This is a genomic window from Pseudomonas sp. S2_E02 (assembly GCF_054668355.1).
Map to the genome: position 1 here is coordinate 1,709,730 of NZ_CP162761.1, position 22,953 is coordinate 1,732,682.

Annotated in this window: 17 protein-coding genes; 8 read left to right on the forward strand and 9 right to left on the reverse strand. The window is 59.9% G+C overall.

From position 1 onward, the window contains the following. The first annotated feature begins 28 nt into the window (after positions 1–28). Positions 29–949 (forward strand): LysR family transcriptional regulator, encoded by a 921-nt coding sequence (locus AB4O01_RS07685; RefSeq protein ID WP_460091199.1) that lies wholly within the window; start codon positions 29–31, stop codon positions 947–949. A 73-nt stretch (positions 950–1,022) separates the two neighbouring features. Here AB4O01_RS07685 and ycaC (AB4O01_RS07690) read toward each other — a convergent pair whose 3' ends face one another. From ycaC (AB4O01_RS07690) to AB4O01_RS07700, 3 genes are all read right to left on the reverse strand, one after another. Beyond that, entirely contained in the window at positions 1,023–1,655 is a 633-nt protein-coding gene (gene ycaC, locus AB4O01_RS07690) for an isochorismate family cysteine hydrolase YcaC (RefSeq protein WP_007916011.1), read from the reverse strand. A gap of 1,101 nt (positions 1,656–2,756) precedes the next feature. Continuing rightward, entirely contained in the window at positions 2,757–4,883 is a 2,127-nt protein-coding gene (locus AB4O01_RS07695) for a TonB-dependent siderophore receptor (RefSeq protein ID WP_460091200.1), read from the reverse strand. Positions 4,884–5,047: 164 nt separating this feature from the next. Continuing rightward, on the reverse strand, positions 5,048–5,632 hold the full coding sequence (locus AB4O01_RS07700; protein ID WP_093430772.1) for a TetR/AcrR family transcriptional regulator: 585 nt from the start codon (positions 5,630–5,632) through the stop codon (positions 5,048–5,050). A 212-nt stretch (positions 5,633–5,844) separates the two neighbouring features. On the opposite strand from AB4O01_RS07700, the gene AB4O01_RS07705 reads away from it, so the two are divergent. The 4 genes from AB4O01_RS07705 to AB4O01_RS07720 all read left to right on the forward strand — a co-directional run bounded on the left by AB4O01_RS07705 (position 5,845) and on the right by AB4O01_RS07720 (position 12,176). Then, entirely contained in the window at positions 5,845–6,522 is a 678-nt protein-coding gene (locus AB4O01_RS07705; RefSeq protein WP_116254878.1) for a type 1 glutamine amidotransferase domain-containing protein, read from the forward strand. A 103-nt stretch (positions 6,523–6,625) separates the two neighbouring features. Continuing rightward, entirely contained in the window at positions 6,626–7,750 is a 1,125-nt protein-coding gene (locus tag AB4O01_RS07710) for an alkene reductase (RefSeq protein ID WP_186624367.1), read from the forward strand. Positions 7,751–8,038: 288 nt separating this feature from the next. Then, positions 8,039–9,577, forward strand: a complete 1,539-nt coding sequence (locus AB4O01_RS07715; protein WP_460091202.1) for a cryptochrome/photolyase family protein — start codon at positions 8,039–8,041, stop codon at positions 9,575–9,577. A 136-nt stretch (positions 9,578–9,713) separates the two neighbouring features. Beyond that, on the forward strand, positions 9,714–12,176 hold the full coding sequence (locus AB4O01_RS07720; protein WP_460091204.1) for a PAS domain-containing protein: 2,463 nt from the start codon (positions 9,714–9,716) through the stop codon (positions 12,174–12,176). Here AB4O01_RS07720 and AB4O01_RS07725 read toward each other — a convergent pair. Further along, the gene (locus AB4O01_RS07725; protein WP_257355358.1) at positions 12,138–13,685 is read right to left on the reverse strand and encodes a sensor domain-containing diguanylate cyclase; all 1,548 of its coding nucleotides are present in this window, start codon (positions 13,683–13,685) and stop codon (positions 12,138–12,140) included. The two genes, AB4O01_RS07720 and AB4O01_RS07725, sit on opposite strands and share 39 nt — an antisense overlap. A gap of 265 nt (positions 13,686–13,950) precedes the next feature. Between AB4O01_RS07725 and AB4O01_RS07730 the strand changes: the two genes are divergently transcribed. Both AB4O01_RS07730 and AB4O01_RS07735 read left to right on the forward strand, forming a co-directional pair. After that, positions 13,951–15,207 (forward strand): MFS transporter, encoded by a 1,257-nt coding sequence (locus AB4O01_RS07730; RefSeq protein WP_320336623.1) that lies wholly within the window; start codon positions 13,951–13,953, stop codon positions 15,205–15,207. A gap of 181 nt (positions 15,208–15,388) precedes the next feature. Beyond that, the gene (locus AB4O01_RS07735; RefSeq protein WP_099756485.1) at positions 15,389–16,411 is read left to right on the forward strand and encodes an alpha/beta hydrolase; all 1,023 of its coding nucleotides are present in this window, start codon (positions 15,389–15,391) and stop codon (positions 16,409–16,411) included. An 85-nt stretch (positions 16,412–16,496) separates the two neighbouring features. Here the strand turns inward: AB4O01_RS07735 and ycaC (AB4O01_RS07740) are convergent, their stop codons facing one another. Continuing rightward, positions 16,497–17,129: an isochorismate family cysteine hydrolase YcaC gene (gene ycaC, locus AB4O01_RS07740; protein ID WP_007916011.1), complete on the reverse strand. Its 633-nt coding sequence runs from the start codon at positions 17,127–17,129 to the stop codon at positions 16,497–16,499. 320 nt (positions 17,130–17,449) lie between these two features. Here ycaC (AB4O01_RS07740) and AB4O01_RS07745 point away from each other — a divergent pair, with 320 nt between their 5' ends. Then, on the forward strand, positions 17,450–18,196 hold the full coding sequence (locus tag AB4O01_RS07745) for a response regulator transcription factor (RefSeq protein ID WP_460091205.1): 747 nt from the start codon (positions 17,450–17,452) through the stop codon (positions 18,194–18,196). Between the two features lie 199 nt (positions 18,197–18,395). Here the strand turns inward: AB4O01_RS07745 and AB4O01_RS07750 are convergent, their stop codons facing one another. The 4 genes from AB4O01_RS07750 to macA form a co-directional block, all read right to left on the reverse strand. Next, the gene (locus tag AB4O01_RS07750) at positions 18,396–18,635 is read right to left on the reverse strand and encodes a DUF6124 family protein (RefSeq protein WP_460092239.1); all 240 of its coding nucleotides are present in this window, start codon (positions 18,633–18,635) and stop codon (positions 18,396–18,398) included. Between the two features lie 101 nt (positions 18,636–18,736). Further along, positions 18,737–19,102: a DUF6124 family protein gene (locus AB4O01_RS07755; protein ID WP_099756488.1), complete on the reverse strand. Its 366-nt coding sequence runs from the start codon at positions 19,100–19,102 to the stop codon at positions 18,737–18,739. 675 nt (positions 19,103–19,777) lie between these two features. Next, positions 19,778–21,736 carry a MacB family efflux pump subunit gene (locus AB4O01_RS07760; protein WP_093430744.1) on the reverse strand — a complete coding sequence of 653 codons (1,959 nt, stop codon included), beginning with the start codon at positions 21,734–21,736 and terminating at the stop codon, positions 19,778–19,780. A 2-nt stretch (positions 21,737–21,738) separates the two neighbouring features. Next, on the reverse strand, positions 21,739–22,887 hold the full coding sequence (macA, locus tag AB4O01_RS07765) for a macrolide transporter subunit MacA (RefSeq protein ID WP_414926479.1): 1,149 nt from the start codon (positions 22,885–22,887) through the stop codon (positions 21,739–21,741). Positions 22,888–22,953: the final 66 nt, after the last annotated feature.

A 22,953-nucleotide genomic window follows, 5' to 3' on the forward strand; every position in this document is an offset into this window, starting at 1 on the left:
ACCGTCAGTTGATCCTCAGGCTTATCTCATGAAGCGCCACTTTGAAGACTTGCAGTTAGGCAGCATCGAACTCTTTTGCCTCGCCGCTGAAGCCGGCAGTTTCACCGCCGCCGCCCAGCTTGCAGGCGTTACGCCGGCCGCTGTGAGCCGGTCGATTCTGCGTCTGGAAAAACGCTTGGGTTCACGCTTGTTTGCCCGCACTACCCGCAGCATTCGCTTGACCGAGGCCGGTAGAAACTTTTTCCTGCAGTGCAGCCAGGCCCTGACTCAACTGGTCGAAGCGCAACAAGAAGTCATGGGCGCACAGACCTCACCGTCCGGTCAGTTGCGCATCAGCCTTCCCACCACTTACGGCCATCACCGCATCCTGCCGCTGCTGCCGAAATTCCGTGCGCTCTATCCCGACGTCACCGTCGACATCCACTTGGGCAACCGTAATATCGACTTCGTCGGCGAAGGCTACGATCTGGCGATCCGCGTCCGCGCCCAACCGGACTCGACCATGGTCGCGCGCCTGTTGGAGGATGCAAAACTGGTGGTGGTCGCGTCTCCCGACTATCTGAAAAAGGCTGGCACACCGCAGACGCTGGAGGATCTGCTGCAACATGAATGCATTCAGTTCGAACTGCCGAGCAGCGGACGGCGGATCTCTTGGCTGTTCGAGGAAAATGGCGATGATCGGGAAGTGATTTCCGACGGCGGCTACTCCTGCTCAGACGATGTGCTCGGCGGCGTCACGCTGGCCAAACATGGCGCCGGGGTCTTTCAGACCTACAAATTCATTGTCGAAAAAGAACTGGCCGACGGCAGCCTCGTCGAGGTTCTGCAACCTTACGCCGGGCGCTCGCGACCTTACACCTTGCTCTACCCGCACGGCCGGTATGTGCCGCAACGGGTCAGGGCGTTTGTCGATTTTCTGCTGCAGTTTCGTGATGAGTGGGCCGGTTAACGCGGATTAAATCGGCGCAACAAATGACAAAAGCCTGCTTTTCAGGGCAGGCTTTTGTCCGGATCGCGCAGGCTTACTTCTGCTGAGCGGTCAGCGCCGAGTAGCTGTTCATCAGGTTGCGGTAGTTGGGGATGCGCTGCGACAGCAGATTGCCCAAGCCTTCAATATCGTTGCGCCAGTCGCGGTGCAGCTCACAGGCTACCGAGAACCAGTTCATCATCTGTGCGCCGGCCTGGGTCATGCGGCTCCACGCGGCTTGCTGCACGGTGGTGTTGAAGGTACCGGAAGCGTCGGTGACCACAAACACATCAAACCCTTCTGCCAGCGCCGACAAGGTCGGGAACGCTACGCAGACATCCGTTACCACACCGGCAATGATGATCTGCTTGCGGCCGGTGGCTTTGATCGCCTTCACAAAGTCCTCGTTGTCCCAAGCGTTGATCTGGCCTGGACGAGCGATGTACGGCGCGTCCGGGAACATCTCTTTCAGCTCTGGCACCAGCGGGCCGTTCGGGCCTTGTTCGAAACTGGTGGTGAGGATGGTTGGCAGTTCGAAGAACTTCGCCAGATCCGCCAGGGCCAGCACGTTGTTCTTGAACTCGTTTGGCGAGAAGTCCTGCACCAGGGAAATCAGGCCGGTCTGGTGGTCGACCAGCAGCACAATGGCGTCATCTTTGTTGAGGCGGTTGTAGGTTGGAGTGGTCATGATTTGCTTCCCTTTTGAGTTTTTGAAGTTGTTGTTGCGTTCAAGTTGGGTACAGATTACTGACGCACAGGGACGGGATAAATCGGCTGAAAAGCGTTTATCCGTCAACTCAAAAAGGACAATCTCTAGCGACCACAATCGCGCCACTTCGCCCACCGAGCGCGTGCTGTTGAGCAGGAAATTGCGCGCCGCGTGTATCCTGATTTCGAGCACTCGCTCACTAACGGGCATGTGCCGAAGCAGCTGCCCTCACCCTAGCCCTCTCCCTCAGGAGAGGGGACCGATTGGGGGATATTGACGATGAACGCCGACGTGCAATAGCGCCGGTGAATCCAATACCACCAAGCATTGCCGATGCCCGCGTAATCGACGCGATCTTTCAGGTCGATGCATAACGCAAGACACCTCGGTCGGCTCCCTCTCCCCGAGGAGAGGGGATCGATTGGGGGATATTGGCGATGAACGCCGATGTGCACAAGCGCCGCTGAATCCAATACCGCCAAGCATGCCGATGCCCGCGTATCGACGCGACCTTCCAGGTCAATGCATAACGCAAGACACCTCGGTCGGCTCCCTCTTCCCGAGGAGAGGGGACCGATTGGGGAGATTGGCGATTGACGCCGACGTGCAATAGCACCGGTGAATCCAATACCGCCAAGCATTGCCGATGCCCGCGTAATCGACGCGACCTTTCAGGTCGATGCATAACGCATGACACCTCGGTCGGCTCCCTCTCCCCGAGGAGAGGGGATCGATTGGGGGATATTGGCTATGAACGCCGATGTGCACAAGCGCCGCTGAATCCAATACCGCCAAGCATGCCGATGCCCGCGTATCGACGCGACCTTCCAGGTCAATGCATAACGCAAGACACCTCGGTCGGCTCCCTCTTCCCGAGGAGAGGGGACCGATTGGGGAGATTGGCGATTGACGCCGACGTGCAATAGCACCGGTGAATCCAATACCGCCAAGCATTGCCGATGCCCGCGTAATCGACGCGACCTTTCAGGTCGATGCATAACGCAAGACACCTCGATCGGCTCCCTCTCCCTCCGGGAGAGGGCTGGGGTGAGGGGCTGTGGTTGCAGCGTCGAGCTCGGCTTACAAGGTGTAGGAAATCCCCACCTGCACGGTTCTTGGTGCACCTGGATAGGCGTAGACGTTACCGAACGCGCCCTCTTCATAATCGCGGTCAAACAGGTTTTTCAGGTCAAGGTTGAGCCGCACTTTCTCGTTGACCTTGTAGAAGCCGAGCAGGTCGACAACGGTGTAACTGTCCATCGAGAACGCGGTATTGGCGGTTTGCCCGGCACGCTGGTCGACGTACTTGAGTCCGGTGCCCAGGCCCAGGCCTTTTAGCGCACCGTCCTGAAACTCGTAGACGTTGAGCAGACTGAAGCTGTTTTGCGGAATGTTCATCAGGCGCGTGCCAGAGCGGATCACATTGTCCTTGGTCACCTCGGCATCGACGTAGGCGTAGCCGCCGATCACCCGCCATTCGGGTGTCAGGTTACCGGCGACGTTCAGGTCGAAACCTCGGCTGCGCACTTCTCCGGCGGCGACGTTGAAGGTCGAGTCCACCGGGTCGGTGGTCAGCACGTTGCGTTTTTCGATCTGGTAGATCGCGGCATCCACGCTCAACTGATGGTCCAGCGCTTCCCACTTGATGCCCATTTCGTAGGACTTGCCCTTCTCCGGTGCGAAGCCTCCGCCCGTACGACTCGCGCCGGTATTGGGCTTGAACGAGCGCGCGGTGTCGGCATAGATCGTCAGGGTCTCGGTCAGGTCGTAGGTCACGCCGAGGCGTGGAGTCACCGCGTTGTCACTGGCCTGCCAGTTTTTGCCGCCCGGCACATAGGTTTCATAGTCGTGCTCGAAACGCTCGAAACGTGCGCCGGCCAAGACCTTCAGACGCTCGGTCAACGCGACCTGATCCTGCACAAACGCGGCGTAAGTTTTGAGGTTTTCCTTGTCGTGGGTCGGCGTGCGCGTCAGTGCCGGACGCGACTGGCCGTAGACCGGATCGAAGATGTCGATCGGGTAGGCGCCGACCACGCCGCTGGAGCGCTGAATGATCGACTTGTAGTCATAATCTTCATACTCAATGCCGGTCAACAAGGTGTGCTGCAAACCACCGGTGCTGAAATGCCCGGTCAGATTGAGCTGCGTGTCCTTGTCGGTCCATTCCAGTTTGCGGTAGTTGAAGTTGCGCCCCAGGGTTCGACCGTCATCGGCAATGCCGTTGGCCTCGATCGCATTGCCCTCAAGCGAACCGTCGAGCCACTGGAAACCACCGCCCAGCGTCCAGTCATCGTTGAGCAGATGTTCGAAGCGCAGTTGCGCCATGTTGTTGTCGTTGTGCAATTTGCCGGCGTCTTTTTCGCCGAAAAACGTGTCACGCGAGGCGGTGCCGATCTGCTTGGCGTAACGCGTCACGCCGCGATCCAGCGGATGATTGTTGCGCATGAAATCACCCTCGAAGATCACCCGGGTGGCATCGCTGGCCTGCCAGGTCAGCACTGGCGTGATGCCGTAGCGCTCAGTCTCGACGTGATCGCGGAAGGTATCGCCGCCCTCACCCACCACGTTCAGTCGATAGGCCAGGCGCCCCTCTTCATCCAGCGGGCCGGAGGCGTCCAGGGTGCCGCGCTTCATGCCTTGATCGTTCAACTGGCTGCCCAACGTGACCGTACGCTCGGCCAACGGCTGCTTGGAAACGACATTGAAGGTGCCGCCCGGATCGCCACGGCCGTAGAGCATGGTTGCCGGCCCGCGCAGCACTTCCAGACGCTCGATGATGTTGGCGTCGGGCATGTTCGGGTAGCCGCGATTGATCGGGAAACCGTTGCGATAGAACTCGCCCGTGGTGAAGCCACGCACAGTGAACGTCGTCAGCCCCTGCCCGCCGAAATTGTTCGCCCGGCCCACACCGCCGGCATAGTCCAGCGCATCTTGCAGACGCGTGGCGCCGAGGTCTTCGACAGCATCCCTGGTCACTACGCTGATCGATTGCGGGGTTTCATGAATCGAGGTGTCGGTACGGGTAGCACTGGCGGAACGTGTGGCGCGGTAACCCTGCACCGGGCCGTCGGCCCGTTCGTAATCCGCTGTACCGACCACGTCGGTCGCCTCCAGCTCTAGCGCTGCGGGTGTTGATTCGGCCTGTTCGGCCCATGAGGAAGGGGACAACGCCTGCAGCACGCAAATTGAAAGCAGAGTACGACGCATGAAATGAAAACCTTACGAATAGGCCAGAACGAAGGGTAAAACCGCCAGCAAAACGCGGCGATGGTATACCAAGCGCTCCGTTATTGAAACTTATTCCCATTCGTATATTTAACCGATCGAGTGCCGACAGGTAGGTCACCCATTGCGTCGCACAAAAACCTTGGTCAAACGTGCAATAGTTGTTTCGTCATCGCCATCGAGGTCTCCAGCGACTGCCCGGTACGCTGCAACTTGTTCAGCAAACTCGCGCCCAACCACAGCTGATACAAGGTTTCCGCCAGATGCCGGGCATCGCCTTTGGGCAGGCTGTCTTCGGCCTGACCCTGTTCGATGCATAGCGCAATGCGCGCCACCACTTGCTCGGCGCCATCGCGCAAGGTGAGGCGCATCGACTCCGACAGGTCGGCGACTTCGGCACTGAGTTTCACCACCAGACACTCATCGCCGTGGCCTTCGAGGGTGCAGCGGTTCTGCCAGCCCTGCCAGTAATCCATCAGCCGCTCGTACGCGCTCAGTCCTGGCAGCGTCAGGCGCCGCTCCATGTCGGCGAGGTAATCGACGAAGTAATCCGCCAGCAATGCCTGGCCGTACAGTTCTTTGGATTTGAAGTAGTGATAGAACGAACCCTTGGGCACACCGGCGGTTTGCAGGATCTCGTTGAGGCCGACACTGGTGAAGCCCTTTTCGGCCATCATCCGGTGGCCGGTGTCGAGCAAGTGTTGGCGGGTGTCGTCGTAGGTCGGTTTCATGGGGCGCGAATTACCAGGCAATAGACCAGTCGTATTTTCTGAGGAACGGAAGTTTGCCATACCTGTCGATGAAAAACCTTCGGATAAAAAATTACTAGACGACTGGTCTAATTGGAATCTATGCTGCGCCCCGACAAACGTTTTCTGACCGGTGTGGCCGATGCGCGAATGTTTCGCCCAATCGAAGACGCCCAACCTACGCAAGGTGCTCTATGAAAATCTTGATGGTTCTGACTTCCCACGATCAACTCGGCGACACCGGCAAGAAAACCGGCTTCTGGCTGGAAGAGTTCGCCGCGCCCTACTACGCCTTCAAGGACGCCGGCGCCGACGTCACCCTGGTTTCGCCAGCCGGTGGCCAGCCGCCGCTCGACCCGAAAAGCGATGAGCCTGATGCTCAAACCGCCGAGACCGATCGCTTCCGCCAGGATCCGGCCGCACAACAGGCACTGGCCAACACCGGCCGCTTGGCCGACGTCAACGCTGATGACTTTGATGCCGTGTTTTACCCGGGTGGCCATGGCCCGCTGTGGGATCTGGCCGAAGACAAGCAGTCGATCGCGTTGATCGAAGCGTTTGACCGCGCCAACAAACCCCACGGTTTCGTCTGCCATGCGCCTGGCGTATTGCGTCATGTCCTTACCGCTGACGGCAAACCGCTGGTGCAGCATCGCCAGGTCACCGGTTTCACCAACGCCGAAGAAGAAGCAGTCGGCCTGACAAAAGTGGTGCCGTTCCTGATCGAGGACGAATTCCAGCGTCTCGGTGGTTATTACTCGAAAGTCGCTGACTGGCAGGTTCATGTGGTCGCCGACGGGCAACTGGTCACTGGCCAGAATCCGGCCAGTTCCGCCGCCGTCGCCGAGAAACTGCTGAAGATGCTCGGCTAAAACCTCGAACAACCCTTCCAAACGCCGGGTGCGTCTTGCCCGGCGTTATTTTTTCGCCCAACCAATAGACGACTGGTCTAATAAGCCACAAACAAGGTCATCCATGAACCACAGCAGTTTCTTCACCCCCGCCAAACTGGGTCATCACACCCTGAAAAACCGTATCGTCCTGCCGCCCCTCACCCGCCAGCGCAGCACGCAACCGGGCAATATCGCCAACGAGCTGATGGCCGAGTATTACCAACAGCGCGCCGGCGCCGGTCTGCTGGTCACCGAAGGCACACAAATCGAACCTCGTGGCCAGGGTTATGCGTGGACGCCGGGCATTCATACGCCTGAGCAAATCGCCGGTTGGCGCAAAGTCACCGACGCCGTGCATGCCGTGGACGGGGTGATTTTCGCCCAGTTGTGGCACGTTGGCCGTGTCTCGCACACCGCGTTGCAGCCTAACGGCGCAGCTCCGGTTTCAGCCTCCGCCGTGGCCACCGACCGCGTCAGCGTGTTTATCGAAACCGCGCCCGGCGCCGGTGAACTGGTTCCACCGTCAGCACCTCGCGCACTGAGCACTGATGAAGTTCAGGAACTGGTGCAGCTGTATATCCAGGCTGCGCGCAACGCGATGGATGCCGGTTTCGACGGCATCGAACTGCATTGCGCCAACGGCTATCTGGTCAACCAGTTCATCTCGGCCCACAGCAACCTGCGCACCGATCAGTACGGCGGCTCGCTGGACAATCGCCTGCGTTTTCTGCGCGAAGTGGTGGCCGGTGTTGCCGAATGCATCGGCAAGGAAAAAGTCGGCGTGCGCTTCGCCCCGCTGTTCACCACCACTGATGAAGCGCGGACCTATTTGGGCATGGTCGAGGAAGACCCGCACACGACTTACATCGAAGCGATCAAAGTGCTGCAGGACGTGGGCATCGCCTATCTGTCGATCGCCGAAGCCGATTGGGACAACGCCCCGGCGATGCCATTGACGTTTCGTCAGGCAGTACGCGCAACCTTCAGCGGCGCGATCATTTACGCCGGGCGCTACACCGCCGAATCCGGGGCGCAACTGCTCGACTCCGGGCTGGCGGATCTGGTCGCTTTCGGCCGCCCATTCATGGCCAACCCCGACCTGCCGGCGCGCATTGCCAATGACTGGCCGTTGAATGTACTGAACCCGGCGACGGTATATGGCGGCAACGCCGAGGGCTATGTGGATTACCCCGTTTATCCCGGCTAACCCTTTCCACGCGGCGTCAAGCGCTCCCGCAACAGCGGGAACGTTGATCCGAGTCGCAGTGCAAATCCTTGTGGGAGCGAGCCTGCTCGCGAAAGCGCCATGTCAGTCAGCCAAAATATTGAATGTGACGCCGCCTTCGCGAGCAGGCTCCCTCCCACAGGGGAGATCTGAATATCACGCAATTCACCGCACAAAAACCTATACACAAACTACAATCTGTACAACTATCTGGATTTAGCACTTAAACGTCCACGCGGCAGCCTGCTGCCTTTACGCTGAATTCGTGAAATGAACAAAACCCGTCGGTTTTGCCTGGTGCTGGGTGACCAGTTATCGTTTGATCTGGCGTCATTGGCCGGACTGGATAGCGAACACGACCGTGTGCTGATGGTCGAGGTCATGGAAGAAGCCACCCATGTCGCCCATCACCCGCAGAAGATCGCGCTGATTTTCAGTGCCATGCGTCACTTTGCTCAGGCGCTGGAGAACCAGGGCATCCACGTGCATTACGTGGCCCTCGACGACCCGCAGAACAGCGGCTCGGTGCTCGGCGAGCTGAAGCGCTGGCAGGCTTTGTTGCAGGCCAGCGAGTTGCACGTGACGGAGTGCGGAGACTGGCGCCTGGAGCAATCGCTCAAAGCATGTGGTGTGCCGATCCACTGGCACGCCGACGGCCGCTTCCTGTGCAGCCGCGATGAGTTTCGCGCTTGGGCCGCAGGCAAAAAACAGTTGCGCATGGAATTCTTCTACCGCGAGATGCGCCGCAAAAGTCGCCTGTTGCTCAACGGTGACGGCACGCCGGTCGGCGGCGCGTGGAACTTTGACGCCGAGAATCGCAAAGCTTTGCCGAAAACCGTCAAGGCACCCTACCCGGCCGGTTTTGCCAACGATGCAATCACCGTCGAAGTCCTCGCCTTGGTAAAACACCGTTTCGCCAGTCATTACGGCAGTCTGGAGGACTTCAACTATCCGGTGACGCACGCCGATGCGCAGGCGCTCTGGGCGTACTTTCTCGACTACGCCTTGGCCGGCTTCGGCGACTATCAGGACGCCATGGCCAGCGACGAGCCGTTTCTGTTCCATGCGCGCATCAGCGCGGCGCTGAACATTGGCTTGCTCGACCTGCGCCAGCTCTGCGCTGATGTGGAGTCGGCCTATTGGTCCGGCAGCATCGCGCTGAATGCTGCCGAAGGTTTCATCCGCCAACTGATCGGCTGGCGCGAATATGTCCGAGGCGTTTACTGGCTGCACATGCCCGAGTACGCCGAGGGCAATGCATTTGCCAACCAGCGGCCATTGCCGGAGTTCTACTGGACCGCTGCAACCAAAATGAATTGCATGCGCCAGGCCATCGGCCAAAGCCTTAAACACGCCTACGCTCATCACATCCAGCGCCTGATGGTCACCGGCAATTTCGCCCTGCTCGCCGGCATCGCGCCGAAGCAGATCTGTGAATGGTATCTGGCGATCTACATGGACGCGTTCGATTGGGTCGAACTGCCCAACACCCTCGGCATGGTCATGCACGCCGATGGCGGTTACCTCGGTTCCAAGCCTTATTGCGCCAGCGGCCAGTACATCAACCGGATGTCCGACTACTGTCGCGACTGTGCTTACTCCGTGCGCGAAACCACGGCCGACAACGCCTGCCCGTTCAACGCCCTGTACTGGCATTTCCTGATGCGCCACGCCGACCTTCTACGGAGCAATCAGCGCATGGCCATGATGTACAAAAACCTCGACCGCATGCCGCCAGCCAAACAACAGGCACTGTGGCAACGCGGCCAACAGTTGCTCGACACGCTGGATAACGGCGACTCGTTATGAAAACGCACGCGCCCGTGCCCCGCGTGCAACTTAAACAGGGCGCCCCGGGTCAATGGCTCACAAAGCTTACGAAGCAACCTGGGTGTTCGCTTGAAACACGCCTATTGAACGCAGACCAATAATCAAGGCATGAGGGGTGGATATCCTGAAACAGCTTACTCGCGAGGAGCTTGAGTCCGAGGTCACGCGCCTGCGCCTGGCCGTCAAAGCGACCTGCGACGCCGTCTGGGACTGGAATCTGACAACCCATCAGATTGTCTGGAACGACGCGTTGGAACAGGCGTACGGCTATGCCCCCAGCGCCATCGAACCGACGTGTGACTGGCGCTTTGCGCAGATCCACCAGCAGGATCGCGCGCGGGTCGAGACTTCGATTCGGGCGGCGATGGCGGGCACAGGCACCACCTGGAGTGCCGAGTACCGCTTCCGCTGTCAGGACGGATCCTACGCCGAGGTGCTCGACCGCGGGCATCTGATCCGCAATGCCGACGGCAAAGCCGAACGCATGATCGGGGCCATGCTCGACCTGACCCGTTCGCGAAGTGCCGAAACCGCACTGCGCAAAAGTGAAGAGCGCTTCAGCACCATTCTGGAAACCATCGAAGCCGCCTTCGCCATCGTCAAAGTCAAATTCGACGCCGACGACTACCCCATCGATTACTGCTTCGTTGAAGCCAACCCGGCGTTCGAGCGTCAGGCCGGGGTCAACCTGCGGGGCAAGTGGGTCACCGAGTTTGCGCCCAACCTGGAGAAATTCTGGTTCGAGACCTACGGCCACGTCGCCAAGACCGGCGAGCCGGCCAACTTCGAGAACTACGCCAACACCTTCGAACGCTGGTTCGACGTACGCGCCGTCCGTGTCGGTGACCCGGCCGATCGGCAGATTGCGATCTTCTTCAGCGACGTCACCGAGCGCCGCGACGCGCAGGAACGCTTGCGCGTCAGCGAGGCGATTGCTCGGGAAAACGTCGAACGGGTCCAACTCGCCTTGGCCGCCGGCGCCATTATCGGCACTTGGCACTGGCACTTGCCCACCGATCGTTTCTACGTCGACGAAGCTTTCGCCCGGGTCTTCAACCTTGACCCGGCACTGGGCCGTGACGGTCTGAGCCTGGAGCAAGTGGTAGTCACCGTGCACCCCGATGACCGCGAGGGGCTGACAGAGGCAATCAATGACGCCCTTGCCCGCGGTGGCGCCTATTCGCACCAGTACCGAGTGCGCGGTGCGGATGGCAAATACACCTGGATCGAAGCCAACGGACGCGTCGAATGCGCCGAGGACGGCACGCCTTTACGCTTTCCCGGCGTGCTGATCGATGTCGAAGACCGGCGCAATGTCGAAGACGAACGTGACCGGGTCACCGCCGCTTTAAAAGCGCTCAACGACACACTGGAACAACGGGTCTCGGCGCGCACCGCAGAGCTGATGCAGGCCGAAGAGAAGTTGCGCCAATCGCAGAAAATGGAAGCCGTCGGGCAACTCACTGGCGGTCTGGCCCATGACTTCAACAACCTGCTGGCGGGGATCTGTGCCTCTCTGGAGCTGATGGAAAAACGCATCGCCCAAGGTCGTCTGAAGGACATCGACAAATACATGCTGATCGCCCAGGACGCCGCCAAACGCGAGACTGCCCTGACCCATCGCCTGCTGGCGTTCTCCCGCCGGCAGACCCTCGATCCTCGGCCGACTGAAGTCAACGCACTGATTGCCGGCATGACCGAACTGATCCAGCGCACCGTCGGCCCGAGCATTCGCCTGAAGACGGTCGTTGCCGCCGATCTGTGGCCGGCGCTGGTCGACGCCAGCCAACTGGAAAACGCTTTGCTCAACCTGTGCATCAACGCCCGTGATGCGATGCCCGATGGCGGCAGCATTACCGTTGAAACCGCGAATCGAACCTTCGATGCTGAATCGGCGCGCATCAGGGAGATGCCCGAAGGGCAATACCTGTGCCTGTCGGTTGCCGACACCGGTACCGGTATGAGTGCGGAGGTCATGGCCAAGGCGTTCGACCCGTTTTTCACCACCAAACCGCTGGGCCAGGGCACCGGGCTGGGGCTGTCGATGATCTACGGTTTCACCAAGCAATCCGGTGGCCAGGTGCGGGTGCAGTCGACCGTGGGGCAAGGCACCATCATCTGCATTTACCTGCCGCGCTACCGCGGCGAAACGCAGCGCAATCACGATGACACGCAAAACTCGGCAACCCTGCCGGCAAAGGCCGGTGAGACCATCCTGATTGTCGACGACGAACCCACCGTTCGAACGCTGCTCAAAGACGTGCTGAACGACCTCGGCTACAACCTGCTCGAAGCGGCCGACAGCGTTGAGGGACTGGAAGTATTGCGTTCCAGCGCGCACATCGATTTGCTCATCACCGATGTCGGCTTGCCGGGCGGCATGAACGGCCGGCAGATGGCCGATGCGGGCCGGGAAATCAGGCCGAGGCTGAAGACTTTGTTCATCACCGGGTACGCGGAAAACTCAGTGATCGGCAACGGTCAGCTCGGCCCGGGCATGCAGGTACTGACCAAACCGTTTGCCGTCGACACGCTGGTGTCACGAGTCGGTGGCCTGCTGTCCATCGACGTTGAGTGAGGGTTGCGCAGCGGATGTCATGAACCTGTTGCGCCCTGCCGTTTTCGCTTGATACAGCGCTTGGTCGGCGCACTCGATCAGAGCGCTCACCGGCTCCAGGTGCGCACCGCGCGCAGCGGCGATGCCGATGCTCAGGCTCACACGAGCCACCGGACTGGTGGGGTGGGCAATGTTGGCTTGCTGCAGGCGCTCGATAATCAGCTGCGCCACCACCGCAGCGCCGCCCATATCGGTGTCGGGCATGATCACGGCGAACTCTTCGCCGCCGTAGCGCGCCACCAGGTCCGACGGTCGCCGCACACACTCATCCAGCACGCTACCGACGGTTTGCAGACAAGCGTCGCCGGCAACATGCCCGAAGGCATCATTGAAGCGCTTGAAATAGTCGATATCGATCATCAGCAAGGCCAGTGACGAACCGTCGCGCTTTGCCCGACGCGCCTCTGTGGCCAGGGTCTGGTCGAAGCAGCGCCGATTCGCCAGCCCGGTCAGCGCATCCTTCATGGCCAACAACTCGAGTTGCCGATTGGAGCCGAGCAACTGCTGCTGAGCGATGCGCAGTTCGCCTTCAACCTGGGTCCGACGGCGGATGTCGAGGATCAAGAACCAGCCGATCAGACCGGTGAGCCCCAACAGCCCCGCCACCACCACCGCCGACAGCAGTGCCTCGGTTCGCCACGCCTTGAGCGCTTCACGCTTGCCGATGGCGACCGTGGTGATCAGTGGCAACTTCTCACTTTTGCGGAAGGCGTAGAGGCGTTCGACGCCATCCAGGCTGGAGGTATAAGACGCGGTGCCGACCGATTGATCGACCAGGTACTTGGCGTAGATCGGCGACTTGGAAAAGTTGCGGCCCATGTCCTGCTCGCGGAAGGGATAGCGCACCAGCAACGTACCGTCGGTATAGGACAAGCCGATGGCGCCGTCCTGGCCGATGTCGAGTTTGCCGAACAGGCGCAGAAAGTTTTCCACGCCCAGGGTCACGGCCACAACCCCGGCGAACTCGCCGCGATCATCATTGAAACGGCGGCTGACGGTGATCACCCACTCCTGATTGGAACGGCTGCGGATCGGTGGCCCGATAAAGGGTTCGCGGCTCGGATCGGCGCGATGATGAATGAAATAGGCTCGATCACTGCTGTTGGCACCGACCGGAATCGGCCGGTTCGACGACATCAGCCAATGGCCATGGCGGTCATAGATGGTGATACCGCTCAGCTGTGGCATCAGCGGTTGCTGGCGGTTGATCAGGGCACTCAGGCGCTGAATCTGCGCGGGGCCACTGCCCTCGGTTTCCAGGCGTTCGACCAGCCCGAGCAACAGCAGCGAACTTTGCCGGACAATGCCTTCGGAATAGGTCTCGAGTGCTTGGGTCAGGTTCAACCCGTGCACGTTGACTTCCTCCAGCGCGCGATCGCGCGAAGACAGCACTTTCCAGATGGTCAGCGACGCCAGGGAGCAGCCGATGACCAGCAGCAAGAGGATGACGAGGTGTGTATCACGCTTCACGAAAGTACCTAATGGAAAGTCCGGTTTCCGGTTCCGGCCGTTACTGATTCAAGGCAATAACAGCGGTCGTATGTCCTCGACCGGCGCAAGGATACAAGTAGCGCGTCGAACGTGCAGCAACCGTATGACGGAACGTCGTTTTCAGCCCCTTGGCGTTGTTTCACAACGACACGGCAGCGGCCTGCAACTTATATTCACGGGCGCAGGTCATTAGGCTTGCTGAGGTTGAATCCATCCGCAAACCTCGAACATTGAAGACACCGCCGTGGCCGCTGACCTCGATCGCCGCAACAACCTGTCCCTGGACAGCCTGAACTTTTTCCTCGCCGACGTGCGCGACGGCCTCGGCCCCTATCTGGCCATCTACCTGTTGGCGGTGCATCACTGGGAGCCGGCCAGCATTGGTCTGGTGATGACCATCGCCGGGGTCGCCGCGCTGATCACCCAGACACCCGCCGGCGCCTGGGTCGACAACAGCCGGCGCAAACGTGCGTTGATTGCGATCGCCGCGCTGGTGGTGACCGGAAGCTGCCTGGTGCTGCCATTCGTGACGTCGTTCACTTGGGTGGCGCTGACGCAAACCTTGAGCGCAATGGCCGCCTCGATATTCGCCCCGGCCATTTGTGCGATTACCCTGGGCATGACCGGGCCACGGGCGTTCACTCGGCGAACCGGGCGCAACGAAACCTTCAATCATGCCGGCAATGCCTGCGCCGCACTGCTGGCCGGTATATTTGCCTACCTGTTCGGCCCGGTGGCGGTGTTCTATCTGATGGCGGCCATGGCTTTGGCCAGTGTCATTGCCATCGCCTGCGTTTCGCCAGCAGCCATCGACCATGATCTGGCCCGTGGACTGGATCCGGCCGACGCCAGCCACCGCCAGCCTTCCGGTTTGTCGGTGCTGCTGAGCAACCGGCCGCTGTTGCTGTTCGCCATTTGCTGTGCGCTGTTCCACCTCGCCAATGCGGCGATGTTGCCGTTGGTGAGTCAAAAACTCGCGCAAGCCAATTTGCAGATGGCCACCCCGTTGACTTCGGCCTGCATCGTCGCGGCGCAATTGGTGATGGTGCCGGCGGCATTGCTGGTCGGGGCAAAAGCCGATCTGTGGGGACGCAAGCCGCTGCTGCTAGCCGGATTCCTGATCCTGCCCTTGCGCGGCGTGCTCTACACGCTGTCGGACGATGCCTATTGGCTGGTCGCGGTGCAACTGCTCGACGGCGTCGGCGCCGGTCTGTTCGGCGCCTTGTTTCCGATCATGGTCAAAGACCTCACCCAGGGCACCGGTCACTTCAACATCAGCCTCGGCGCGCTGACGACAGCCTTCGGACTCGGCGCGGCACTGAGCAACGGCCTCGCCGGACTCGTGGTGCAAGAGGCCGGTTACAGCGCGGCGTTTCTGACCCTGGCCGCTATTGCGGCGGTAGCGGTTGTGTTGCTCGCGATGGGTGTTCCGGAAACTCAGCGCAGTGGCCGGCAAGCTGAAACCGGATTGGTCGAGGCCAGCACCGAATCCTCAGCGTAATCCATATCCCGTCCCTGCCCTCTCATCGCCGCCAAATCGTGTTTGCGCGGCATTAAAAATCCAGGACTCAGTGGATCAGGCAAGCAATCCAGAGGAATGCACTTCGGCGCCGAGGCGCTGATCGAGAGAATGTTCGTGCACAGGCTCAGACGAATAAACCCTCAATCGCAAGGACATTCCAGTGAAAGGTTTTTGCTTGGCCTTCGGGCTGCTCTTCAGTACTTTTTCAGCCATGGGAGCCGATATGTCGAACGGCGCAGACAACTTCTACACCAGCGATAAAGTGACCGTGGAAAAGGTCACCTTCAAGAACCAGTACGGAATGAAGGTCGCAGGCAATCTGTTCAGCCTGAAGAACCTCGACCCACAGTCAAAAAATGCCGCAATCATCGTCGGCCACCCGATGGGCGCAGTGAAGGAGCAAAGCGCCAATCTCTACGCGACCAAAATGGCGGAACAGGGTTTCGTCACGCTGTCGTTCGACTTGTCCTTCTGGGGCGAAAGCGAGGGCCTGCCACGCCAGTCGGTTGCGCCGGACATTTATGCCGAAGACTTCAGCGCAGCGGTGGACTTTCTCGGCACTCGCCCACTGGTCGATCGCGAGCGTATCGGCGTTATCGGTATTTGCGGCAGCGGCAGCTTCGCCATCAGCGCCGCCAAGATCGACCCACGTTTGAAGGCGATTGCCACCGTCAGCATGTACGACATGGGTGCTGCCAACCGTAACGGTCTCAAACATTCGCTCACGCCAGCGCAACGCCAATCGATCATTGAACAGGCGGCGCAGCAGCGTGACGCGCAGTCCTGGGGCGGCCCGGTCCGCTACACCGGCGGCACACCGCTCAAACTCACTGGCAATGCCGTGGGTGACGAGTTCTACGATTTCTACCGCACCCCGCGTGGCCAGGTCACCCCGGCCGGTGCTTCGCCGCAGACCACCACCATGCCGACGCTGATCAGCAACGTGAAGTTCATGAACTTCTACCCGTTCAATGACATCGAGAGCATCTCTCCGCGCCCGCTGCTGTTCATTGCCGGCGCTCAAGCGCACTCCCGCGAGTTCAGTGAAGACGCGTACCAGCGCGCGGCCGAGCCCAAAGAGCTGCTGATCATTCCAGGGGCCGGCCATGTCGACTTGTACGACCGGGTCAACCTGATTCCCTTCGCCAAATTGACCACGTTCTTCAGCCATAACCTGAAGTAACGTCATCGAAACGCTGCTAGCACGTTAAAGCGCAGACACGACAAAAGCCTGCTTTCAGAGCAGGCTTTTGTTCGGTCGCGTCGGCTTACTTCTGCTGAGCCGTCAGCGCCGAGTAGCTGTTCATCAGGTTGCGGTAGTTGGGGATGCGCTGCGACAGCAGATTACCCAAGCCTTCAATATCGTTGCGCCAGTCGCGGTGCAGCTCACAGGCCACCGAGAACCAGTTCATCATCTGCGCACCGGCTTGGGTCATGCGGCTCCATGCAGCCTGTTGCACTGTGGTGTTGAAAGTGCCGGAAGCGTCGGTCACCACAAACACATCAAACCCTTCTGCCAGCGCCGACAAGGTCGGGAACGCTACGCACACATCCGTCACCACACCGGCAATGATGATCTGCTTGCGGCCGGTGGCTTTGATCGCCTTCACAAAATCTTCGTTGTCCCAGGCGTTGATCTGGCCTGGACGAGCGATGTACGGCGCGTCCGGGAACATCTCTTTCAGCTCTGGCACCAGCGGGCCGTTCGGGCCTTGTTCGAAACTGGTGGTGAGGATGGTCGGCAGTTCGAAGAACTTGGCCAGATCCGCCAGGGCCAGCACGTTGTTCTTGAACTCGTTTGGCGAGAAGTCCTGCACCAGGGAAATCAGGCCGGTCTGGTGGTCGACCAGCAGCACGATAGCGTCGTCTTTGTTCAGGCGGTTGTAGGTTGGAGTGGTCATGGTGTGCGTCCCTTTTCAATGTTGGAAAGTTGTTGTTGCGTTCAAGTTGTGTACAGGTTACTGACGCATCGAAAAGGGATAAATCGGTTGAAATGGGTTTCACCGTCAACCTGAACAGGACAATTCAACGACGGTGTTCTCTTCGTTCCCACGTTGAAGCCAGCAAATTCAGGGTTATTAGCTAATAACACCTTCATTAAACCGTCGCTCAAACGTTGTACTAGGATAGGATCCAAGTCTGCGGTTTTTCGTCGACCAAGGAGATCGTCGACAGGGCTGCAGACGTTTTTGAATTAACGCCTCTCAGGGATGACACGCACATGAATTCACACTTGTTCCCCCACATCGGCAAGGTCATCGCCAGCACCGGCAGCCGGCACTTTCCGCGCATGCTGCATGACCTGATCCTGACGCAACTGGCGGTCGACGCCACGCACATCCGGCAGATGCGTGTCGAACCGGTGAGCCGCGCGTCGAGCCGCAGTGAGCCGGAGCCGCTGAAAGAGCCGGCCCTGCTCGCAGAAACGGTGTTTTCCGAACACAGTGCGGCAGCTCACCATTTACAGAATCCGCCGGCCGCGACCAGTGCGGACGCCTCGCAACTGCACCTGACCCGGCGCAAGGACGGCTATCGCTACGTGATTTCGGTGTACCGCAACGGCGAGTCGCAGCGTTTCTCCGCGCAGGAGCGCAGCCTGTTGCAGGACATCTCCCCGGTGCTGCTGCCGATGGTGGAAAAACACATCAACGCCCTGCAACCGGCCACCCCTGATCCACAAATTCCGTCCGATGCAGCCGAAGGCAGCGGCCTGGAAACCTTGCGCCTGCGCTTTGACGAGCGCCTGGAGCAACTGGGACTGAGCCTGTCGAACCGCGAAACCGAAGTGTGTGTCGGCCTGCTCGCCGGCCGCACGGCGCCGGAACTGGCGGAGCAATTGGCGTTGAAGGTCAACACCGTCGAGAGTTATCTGAAACGCGCGGCGATCAAGTTGGGCATCAGCGGGCGGCATTCGTTGATGCGCTGGATGTATTCGCCGTTGGAGGCGTTGGCGTCGAGTGCGGCGTGATACGCAGGGATTGCGACGCCTTCGGTATTTGGGTGGGTCAGTTGGATCTACCCCCTCACCCCAGCCCTCTCCCCCAAGGGGGCGAGGGGGAAAGGGAGCCGATCTTTGTGCTGTTCAAAACCTGAGTTCGGCTCGGTAGTTCACGTCGGTGCATCTTCAGCAAACACCGCGATCAGTCCCCTCTCCCACTGGGAGAGGGTTAGGGTGAGGGCAATCCCGCGACGTGCTCCAATGCCTGATTCACCGCCAATTCCCCCAACATCACCACTTGCGCAATACCCAGCAAGGTATTGCGATGCGGCCCCTCCAGCATCCCGGCAAAATCAGACAACATGACCGAGGCGGATGCCAGCGATTCACAGGCGTTTGCCAGCAGGGATTCGGTATCGGTTTGCGGGTTGACCCGGAACATAGCGTTGGGCGTATAGGGCGTGGCCATGATGTTGGCCGCAGTCACCGGCGGATCGGGTGTCTTGGACATCAGCTCAAACTCCTTCTGCGCAGCGAGGGAGCAGGCTCCCTCACGCGGCCGTTTCGCAATTAATTGGGCAAGCGCTGATTGTCGAGGACGCGACTCACCACCAATTCACTCAACATGATCACCTGTTGCAGGATCAGCATCTTCTTGCGGTGCGGGCTGTCGTTCGAGTCGGCAAGGTCGCGGGCCATGTCACTTGCCGATGACAGCGATTCGTAGGCTTCAACCAGCAGGGTTTCGTCGTCGACGGTGGGGTCGATCAGGTAGATCTTGCCGGTTTTGCGGGTGGGTTTTGAGGTTTTGAGTGCGGAAGGGTTGAGGTAGAAATTGATCGCCCGCTCTGTGGCCTCTTTGATGTTTTGAGGTTCCAGTGCGGCGTCGTAGGGGATCGGATCGGTGTCCGGAGGGTTCGGCGTAACTTTGAACATATTCATCTAATTCCTGAAATAGGGCCGCGACCGTTCTCTACTAAAAGAAGGGTGGCGGCTGTGCACAGGTTAGTAGACCGGTGGAATTAGCAAGACCGGCGCGCCCGAGGGCGCCCTGCGCACAACCACCATTGAGTGCAGGCAGAGACGCACCTGACTAAATGGAACTCATGCACTTACTAATACCAATCGGGCTACTAAACCCGACCACTGATAGGCAGTGGCAGGGAAACGATAGAGCCCATGGGATAAGCGCACAAGCCGGCGGATTCTGGCGTACGCGTAGGTAACGACGCAAGGTGTTGTAGGCGGTATGACGTAACGGTTCGTGTAATTTAAACGCGCTCACGGCGTTATGTTTATTGATGGAAATTCTGGATGGCGGTGATTCGAGGTTTTGCGGTGTGTCAGTTGGATCTACCCCCTCACCCCAGCCCTCTCCCCCAGGGGGGCGAGGGGGAAAGGGAGCCGATTTTTGTGCTGTTCAAAACCTGAGTTCGACTCGGTATCCCACGTCGGCGTATCTCCAGCAAACACTGCGGTCAGTCCCCTCTCCCTCTGGGAGAGGGTTAGGGTGAGGGCAATCCCGCGACGTGCTCCGATGCCTGATTCACCGGCAATCCCCCCAACATCACGACCTGTGCAATGCCCAGCAGGTTTGATGAGGGGCCGCTTTTAATCCCGCGCCAACGCCTCGATCGGATCAAGCCGCGAAGCATTCCGCGCCGGCACAAAGCCAAACACAATCCCGATCAACGTCGAGCACACCACCGCCGTCAACACCGACGCCAGCGAGAACACCATCTCCCACTCCTTGATAAACACCGAAAACAAATGCCCGATGGCATACGACAGGGAAATGCCGATCGCCCCGCCCAACAGACAAACCATCACCGCCTCCACCAGAAACTGTTGACGAATGTCCGACTGCCGCGCCCCCACTGCCATGCGAATACCGATCTCGCGGGTCCGTTCGGTCACCGACACCAGCATGATGTTCATCACCCCGATGCCGCCGACCACCAGGGAAATCACCGCAATCAGCGACAGCAGCAACGCCAGCGAGCGGCTGGTTTTCTGCACGGTCTGCAAGACGCTGTCGAGGTTGTTGGTGAAGAAATCCTTGGTACCGTGGCGTTGCAGCAGCAGTTGGGTGACGTGCTCTTCCACCACTTTGCTCGGCTGGCCGTCCTTCATGCGCACGCTGATGCTGTCCAGATAACGCTGGCCCAACACCCGCCCGGCCGCCGTTTCGTAGGGCACCCAGACGTTGAGGGTCTTGCCCGAGGCAAACAGGCTTTTATCCTGCGCGGCCACGCCGATCACTGTGCATGGCAGGTTGCCGATCAGGATCACCTGGCCCAACGGGTCGACATCCTGGCCGAACAGGCGCTGCCGGGTGTTGTGATCGATGACCACCACCTGCGCCTGGCGCCGCGCATCGCTTTCGCTGAACGGGATGCCCGCGGCCATTTTGATCCCGCGCACCTTGAAGTACTGATCGCTGACGCCGTTGACCTGCGCATCCAGATCGATATTGCGATAACGCAACAACAGGCTGCGGCCGATCATCGGCGTGGCGCTGTCGACGTAGTACAACTGATTCAGCGCGGTGACGTCGGCCGGCGTCAGGGTTTCAATGGCGGCGGCACGTTTGTCGCCATAACTGCTGCCGGGGTAGACATCGATGGTATTGCTGCCAATCGCGGCGATGTCCTTGAGCACGTAGTTTTTCGCGCCCTCCCCGACCGCCGAAATCGACACCACCGACGTGATGCCAATGACGATGCCGAGCATGGTCAGCAAGGTACGCATGCGGTGCGAGATCAACGCCACCCACGCCATGGCGAACGCCTCTTTGAACAGCCCGAGACTGGCGACCAGGCGACGCGAAGCGGTGGCTTTCGGTGCCACCGGTTCTTCGCTGAGCAGGTGCGTGGTATCGCGTTCGTTGCTGCGGTCGCTGAGGATTTCGCCGTCGCTGACTTCGATGATGCGCTCGGCATTGGCCGCCACTTTCGGGTCGTGAGTGACCAGAATCACCGTGTGCCCCGCCGCGTGCAGCTCCAGCAGGATGCGCATGACCTCCTTGCCGCTGGCCGTGTCGAGGGCGCCGGTCGGTTCGTCGGCGAGGATCACTTCGCCGCCGTTCATCAAGGCGCGGGCGATACTCACGCGCTGTTGCTGACCGCCGGAGAGCTGGCTCGGCCGATGCGTCAAATGGCCTTCCAGACCCAGTCGCGCCAACAACTCACGGGCACGGGCATGGCGTTGAAGCTGTGGCGTACCGGCGTAAATCGCCGGCATCTCGACGTTGTGCATTGCGCTCAAATGCGGCAGCAAGTGGTAACGCTGGAAGATGAAACCAAAGTAGTCGCGACGCAGCTCGGCCAGGGCCTGATTGTCCAGATCGCGGGTTTCCTGGCCGTTGATCCTGTAGCTGCCGGCGGTGGCGTAATCGAGGCAACCGAGAATGTTCATCAGCGTCGATTTACCGGAACCGGAGGCACCAATGATCGCCACCATTTCCCCGGCATTGATCGTCAGATTGATGTTGTTCAACGCGAGAAACTCGCGGTCGCCAGCGGTGAAACTGCGGGTGATGCCGCTCAGCTGTAGCAGTGGCTCAGTCATGCTCAGGCCCCCGCCACATTGGTCAGCGGATCACCGATCACCACGCGGTCGCCTTCTGCCAGACCGGCGTTGATCTGCACTTTGACGTTGTTGTTGATCCCGGTCTGCACGTTGCGCGACTGCGCGTGGCCCTTGGCGTCGAGTACGCGTACCGGGAAACTGCCGTCGGCATTGCGCGGGCCGAGCGCCGCCACCGGCACGGTCAGCACCGACTTGGCGGTGTCGAGGATAATGCGCACCTGCGCGGTCATCGAGATGCGCAGGCGATGGTCGGGATTGGGCACCTCGAACAACGCGTTGTAAAACACCGCGCTGCTTTGCTTAGGCGTGCCGGCGGGCGGTGTTTCAAGAAAGTTCTGCGGCGCCGGGTCCGTGCCGCGCAGTTTCGCGTAGTAGCGTTTGTCCTCGCCGAGAATGGTGAAATACACCTCTTGCCCCGGGGCGATGTGAATTACATCGGCCTCGGACACCTGCGCCTTGACCGTCATGGTGTCCAGATCTGCCAGTTTCAGCAGGACCGGCGCCAGTTGGCTGGCAATCACCGTTTGCCCTTCCTGCGTGACCACGCCGACCACGTCGCCATCAATCGGCGCGACAATCCGCGTGTACGCCAGATTGACCTTGGCCGTGTCGATCTGGATATGCGCACTTTTGATCTGCGCATCCAGCGACATCAGGTTGGCCTGCTGCACCTGATAGTCCGACTCGGCGGTTTCAAAATCCTGGCGCGAGATCGACGCGTCGTCCTGCAAGTTCTTGTAGCGCTCGTAAATCGCTTTGGTTTGCCTGAGCTGAGCCTGGGTCGCGCGTTTTTGCGCTTGCAGGTTTTCCTCATCAACCTGGGCCTGACGCAAAGTGTTCTGCAACACCAGCGGATCGATTTCCGCCAGCCACTGCCCTTTCTTCACCTTGTCGCCAACCTTGACCTTGAGCGACTTCAATTGCCCCGACACTTGCGCGCCGACGTCCACTTGTTTGATGCCTTCGAGCAACCCGGTGGCGAGAACCGCGTTTTCAATGTCACTGCGTTCCACCGGCGCGGTCAGGTATTGCGGCGCCTCGGCCGGTGCCTGCACCGTGTAGAAAGCCAATCCCGCTACTGCCACTAACGCTAAACCCATACCGACTTTGCGCAACTTCGACTTTTCCATAAATAACCACAAGTCCGTTCAGGGGTGAGCCCGGCCAGCAGCCGGGCTCTGGTAGATAAACAACAA

Bases quoted from the DNA above. Each gene is read 5' to 3' on its own strand.
- AB4O01_RS07685 (WP_460091199.1), top strand. From the start codon at position 29: ATGAAGCGCCACTTTGAAGACTTGCAGTTAGGCAGCATCGAACTCTTT.
- ycaC (WP_007916011.1), bottom strand. From the start codon at position 1,655: ATGACCACTCCAACCTACAACCGCCTCAACAAAGATGACGCCATTGTG.
- AB4O01_RS07695 (WP_460091200.1), bottom strand. From the start codon at position 4,883: ATGCGTCGTACTCTGCTTTCAATTTGCGTGCTGCAGGCGTTGTCCCCT.
- AB4O01_RS07700 (WP_093430772.1), bottom strand. From the start codon at position 5,632: ATGAAACCGACCTACGACGACACCCGCCAACACTTGCTCGACACCGGC.
- AB4O01_RS07705 (WP_116254878.1), top strand. From the start codon at position 5,845: ATGAAAATCTTGATGGTTCTGACTTCCCACGATCAACTCGGCGACACC.
- AB4O01_RS07710 (WP_186624367.1), top strand. From the start codon at position 6,626: ATGAACCACAGCAGTTTCTTCACCCCCGCCAAACTGGGTCATCACACC.
- AB4O01_RS07715 (WP_460091202.1), top strand. From the start codon at position 8,039: ATGAACAAAACCCGTCGGTTTTGCCTGGTGCTGGGTGACCAGTTATCG.
- ycaC (WP_007916011.1), bottom strand. From the start codon at position 17,129: ATGACCACTCCAACCTACAACCGCCTGAACAAAGACGACGCTATCGTG.
- AB4O01_RS07745 (WP_460091205.1), top strand. From the start codon at position 17,450: ATGAATTCACACTTGTTCCCCCACATCGGCAAGGTCATCGCCAGCACC.
- AB4O01_RS07750 (WP_460092239.1), bottom strand. From the start codon at position 18,635: ATGGCCACGCCCTATACGCCCAACGCTATGTTCCGGGTCAACCCGCAA.
- AB4O01_RS07755 (WP_099756488.1), bottom strand. From the start codon at position 19,102: ATGTTCAAAGTTACGCCGAACCCTCCGGACACCGATCCGATCCCCTAC.
- AB4O01_RS07760 (WP_093430744.1), bottom strand. From the start codon at position 21,736: ATGACTGAGCCACTGCTACAGCTGAGCGGCATCACCCGCAGTTTCACC.
- macA (WP_414926479.1), bottom strand. From the start codon at position 22,887: ATGGAAAAGTCGAAGTTGCGCAAAGTCGGTATGGGTTTAGCGTTAGTG.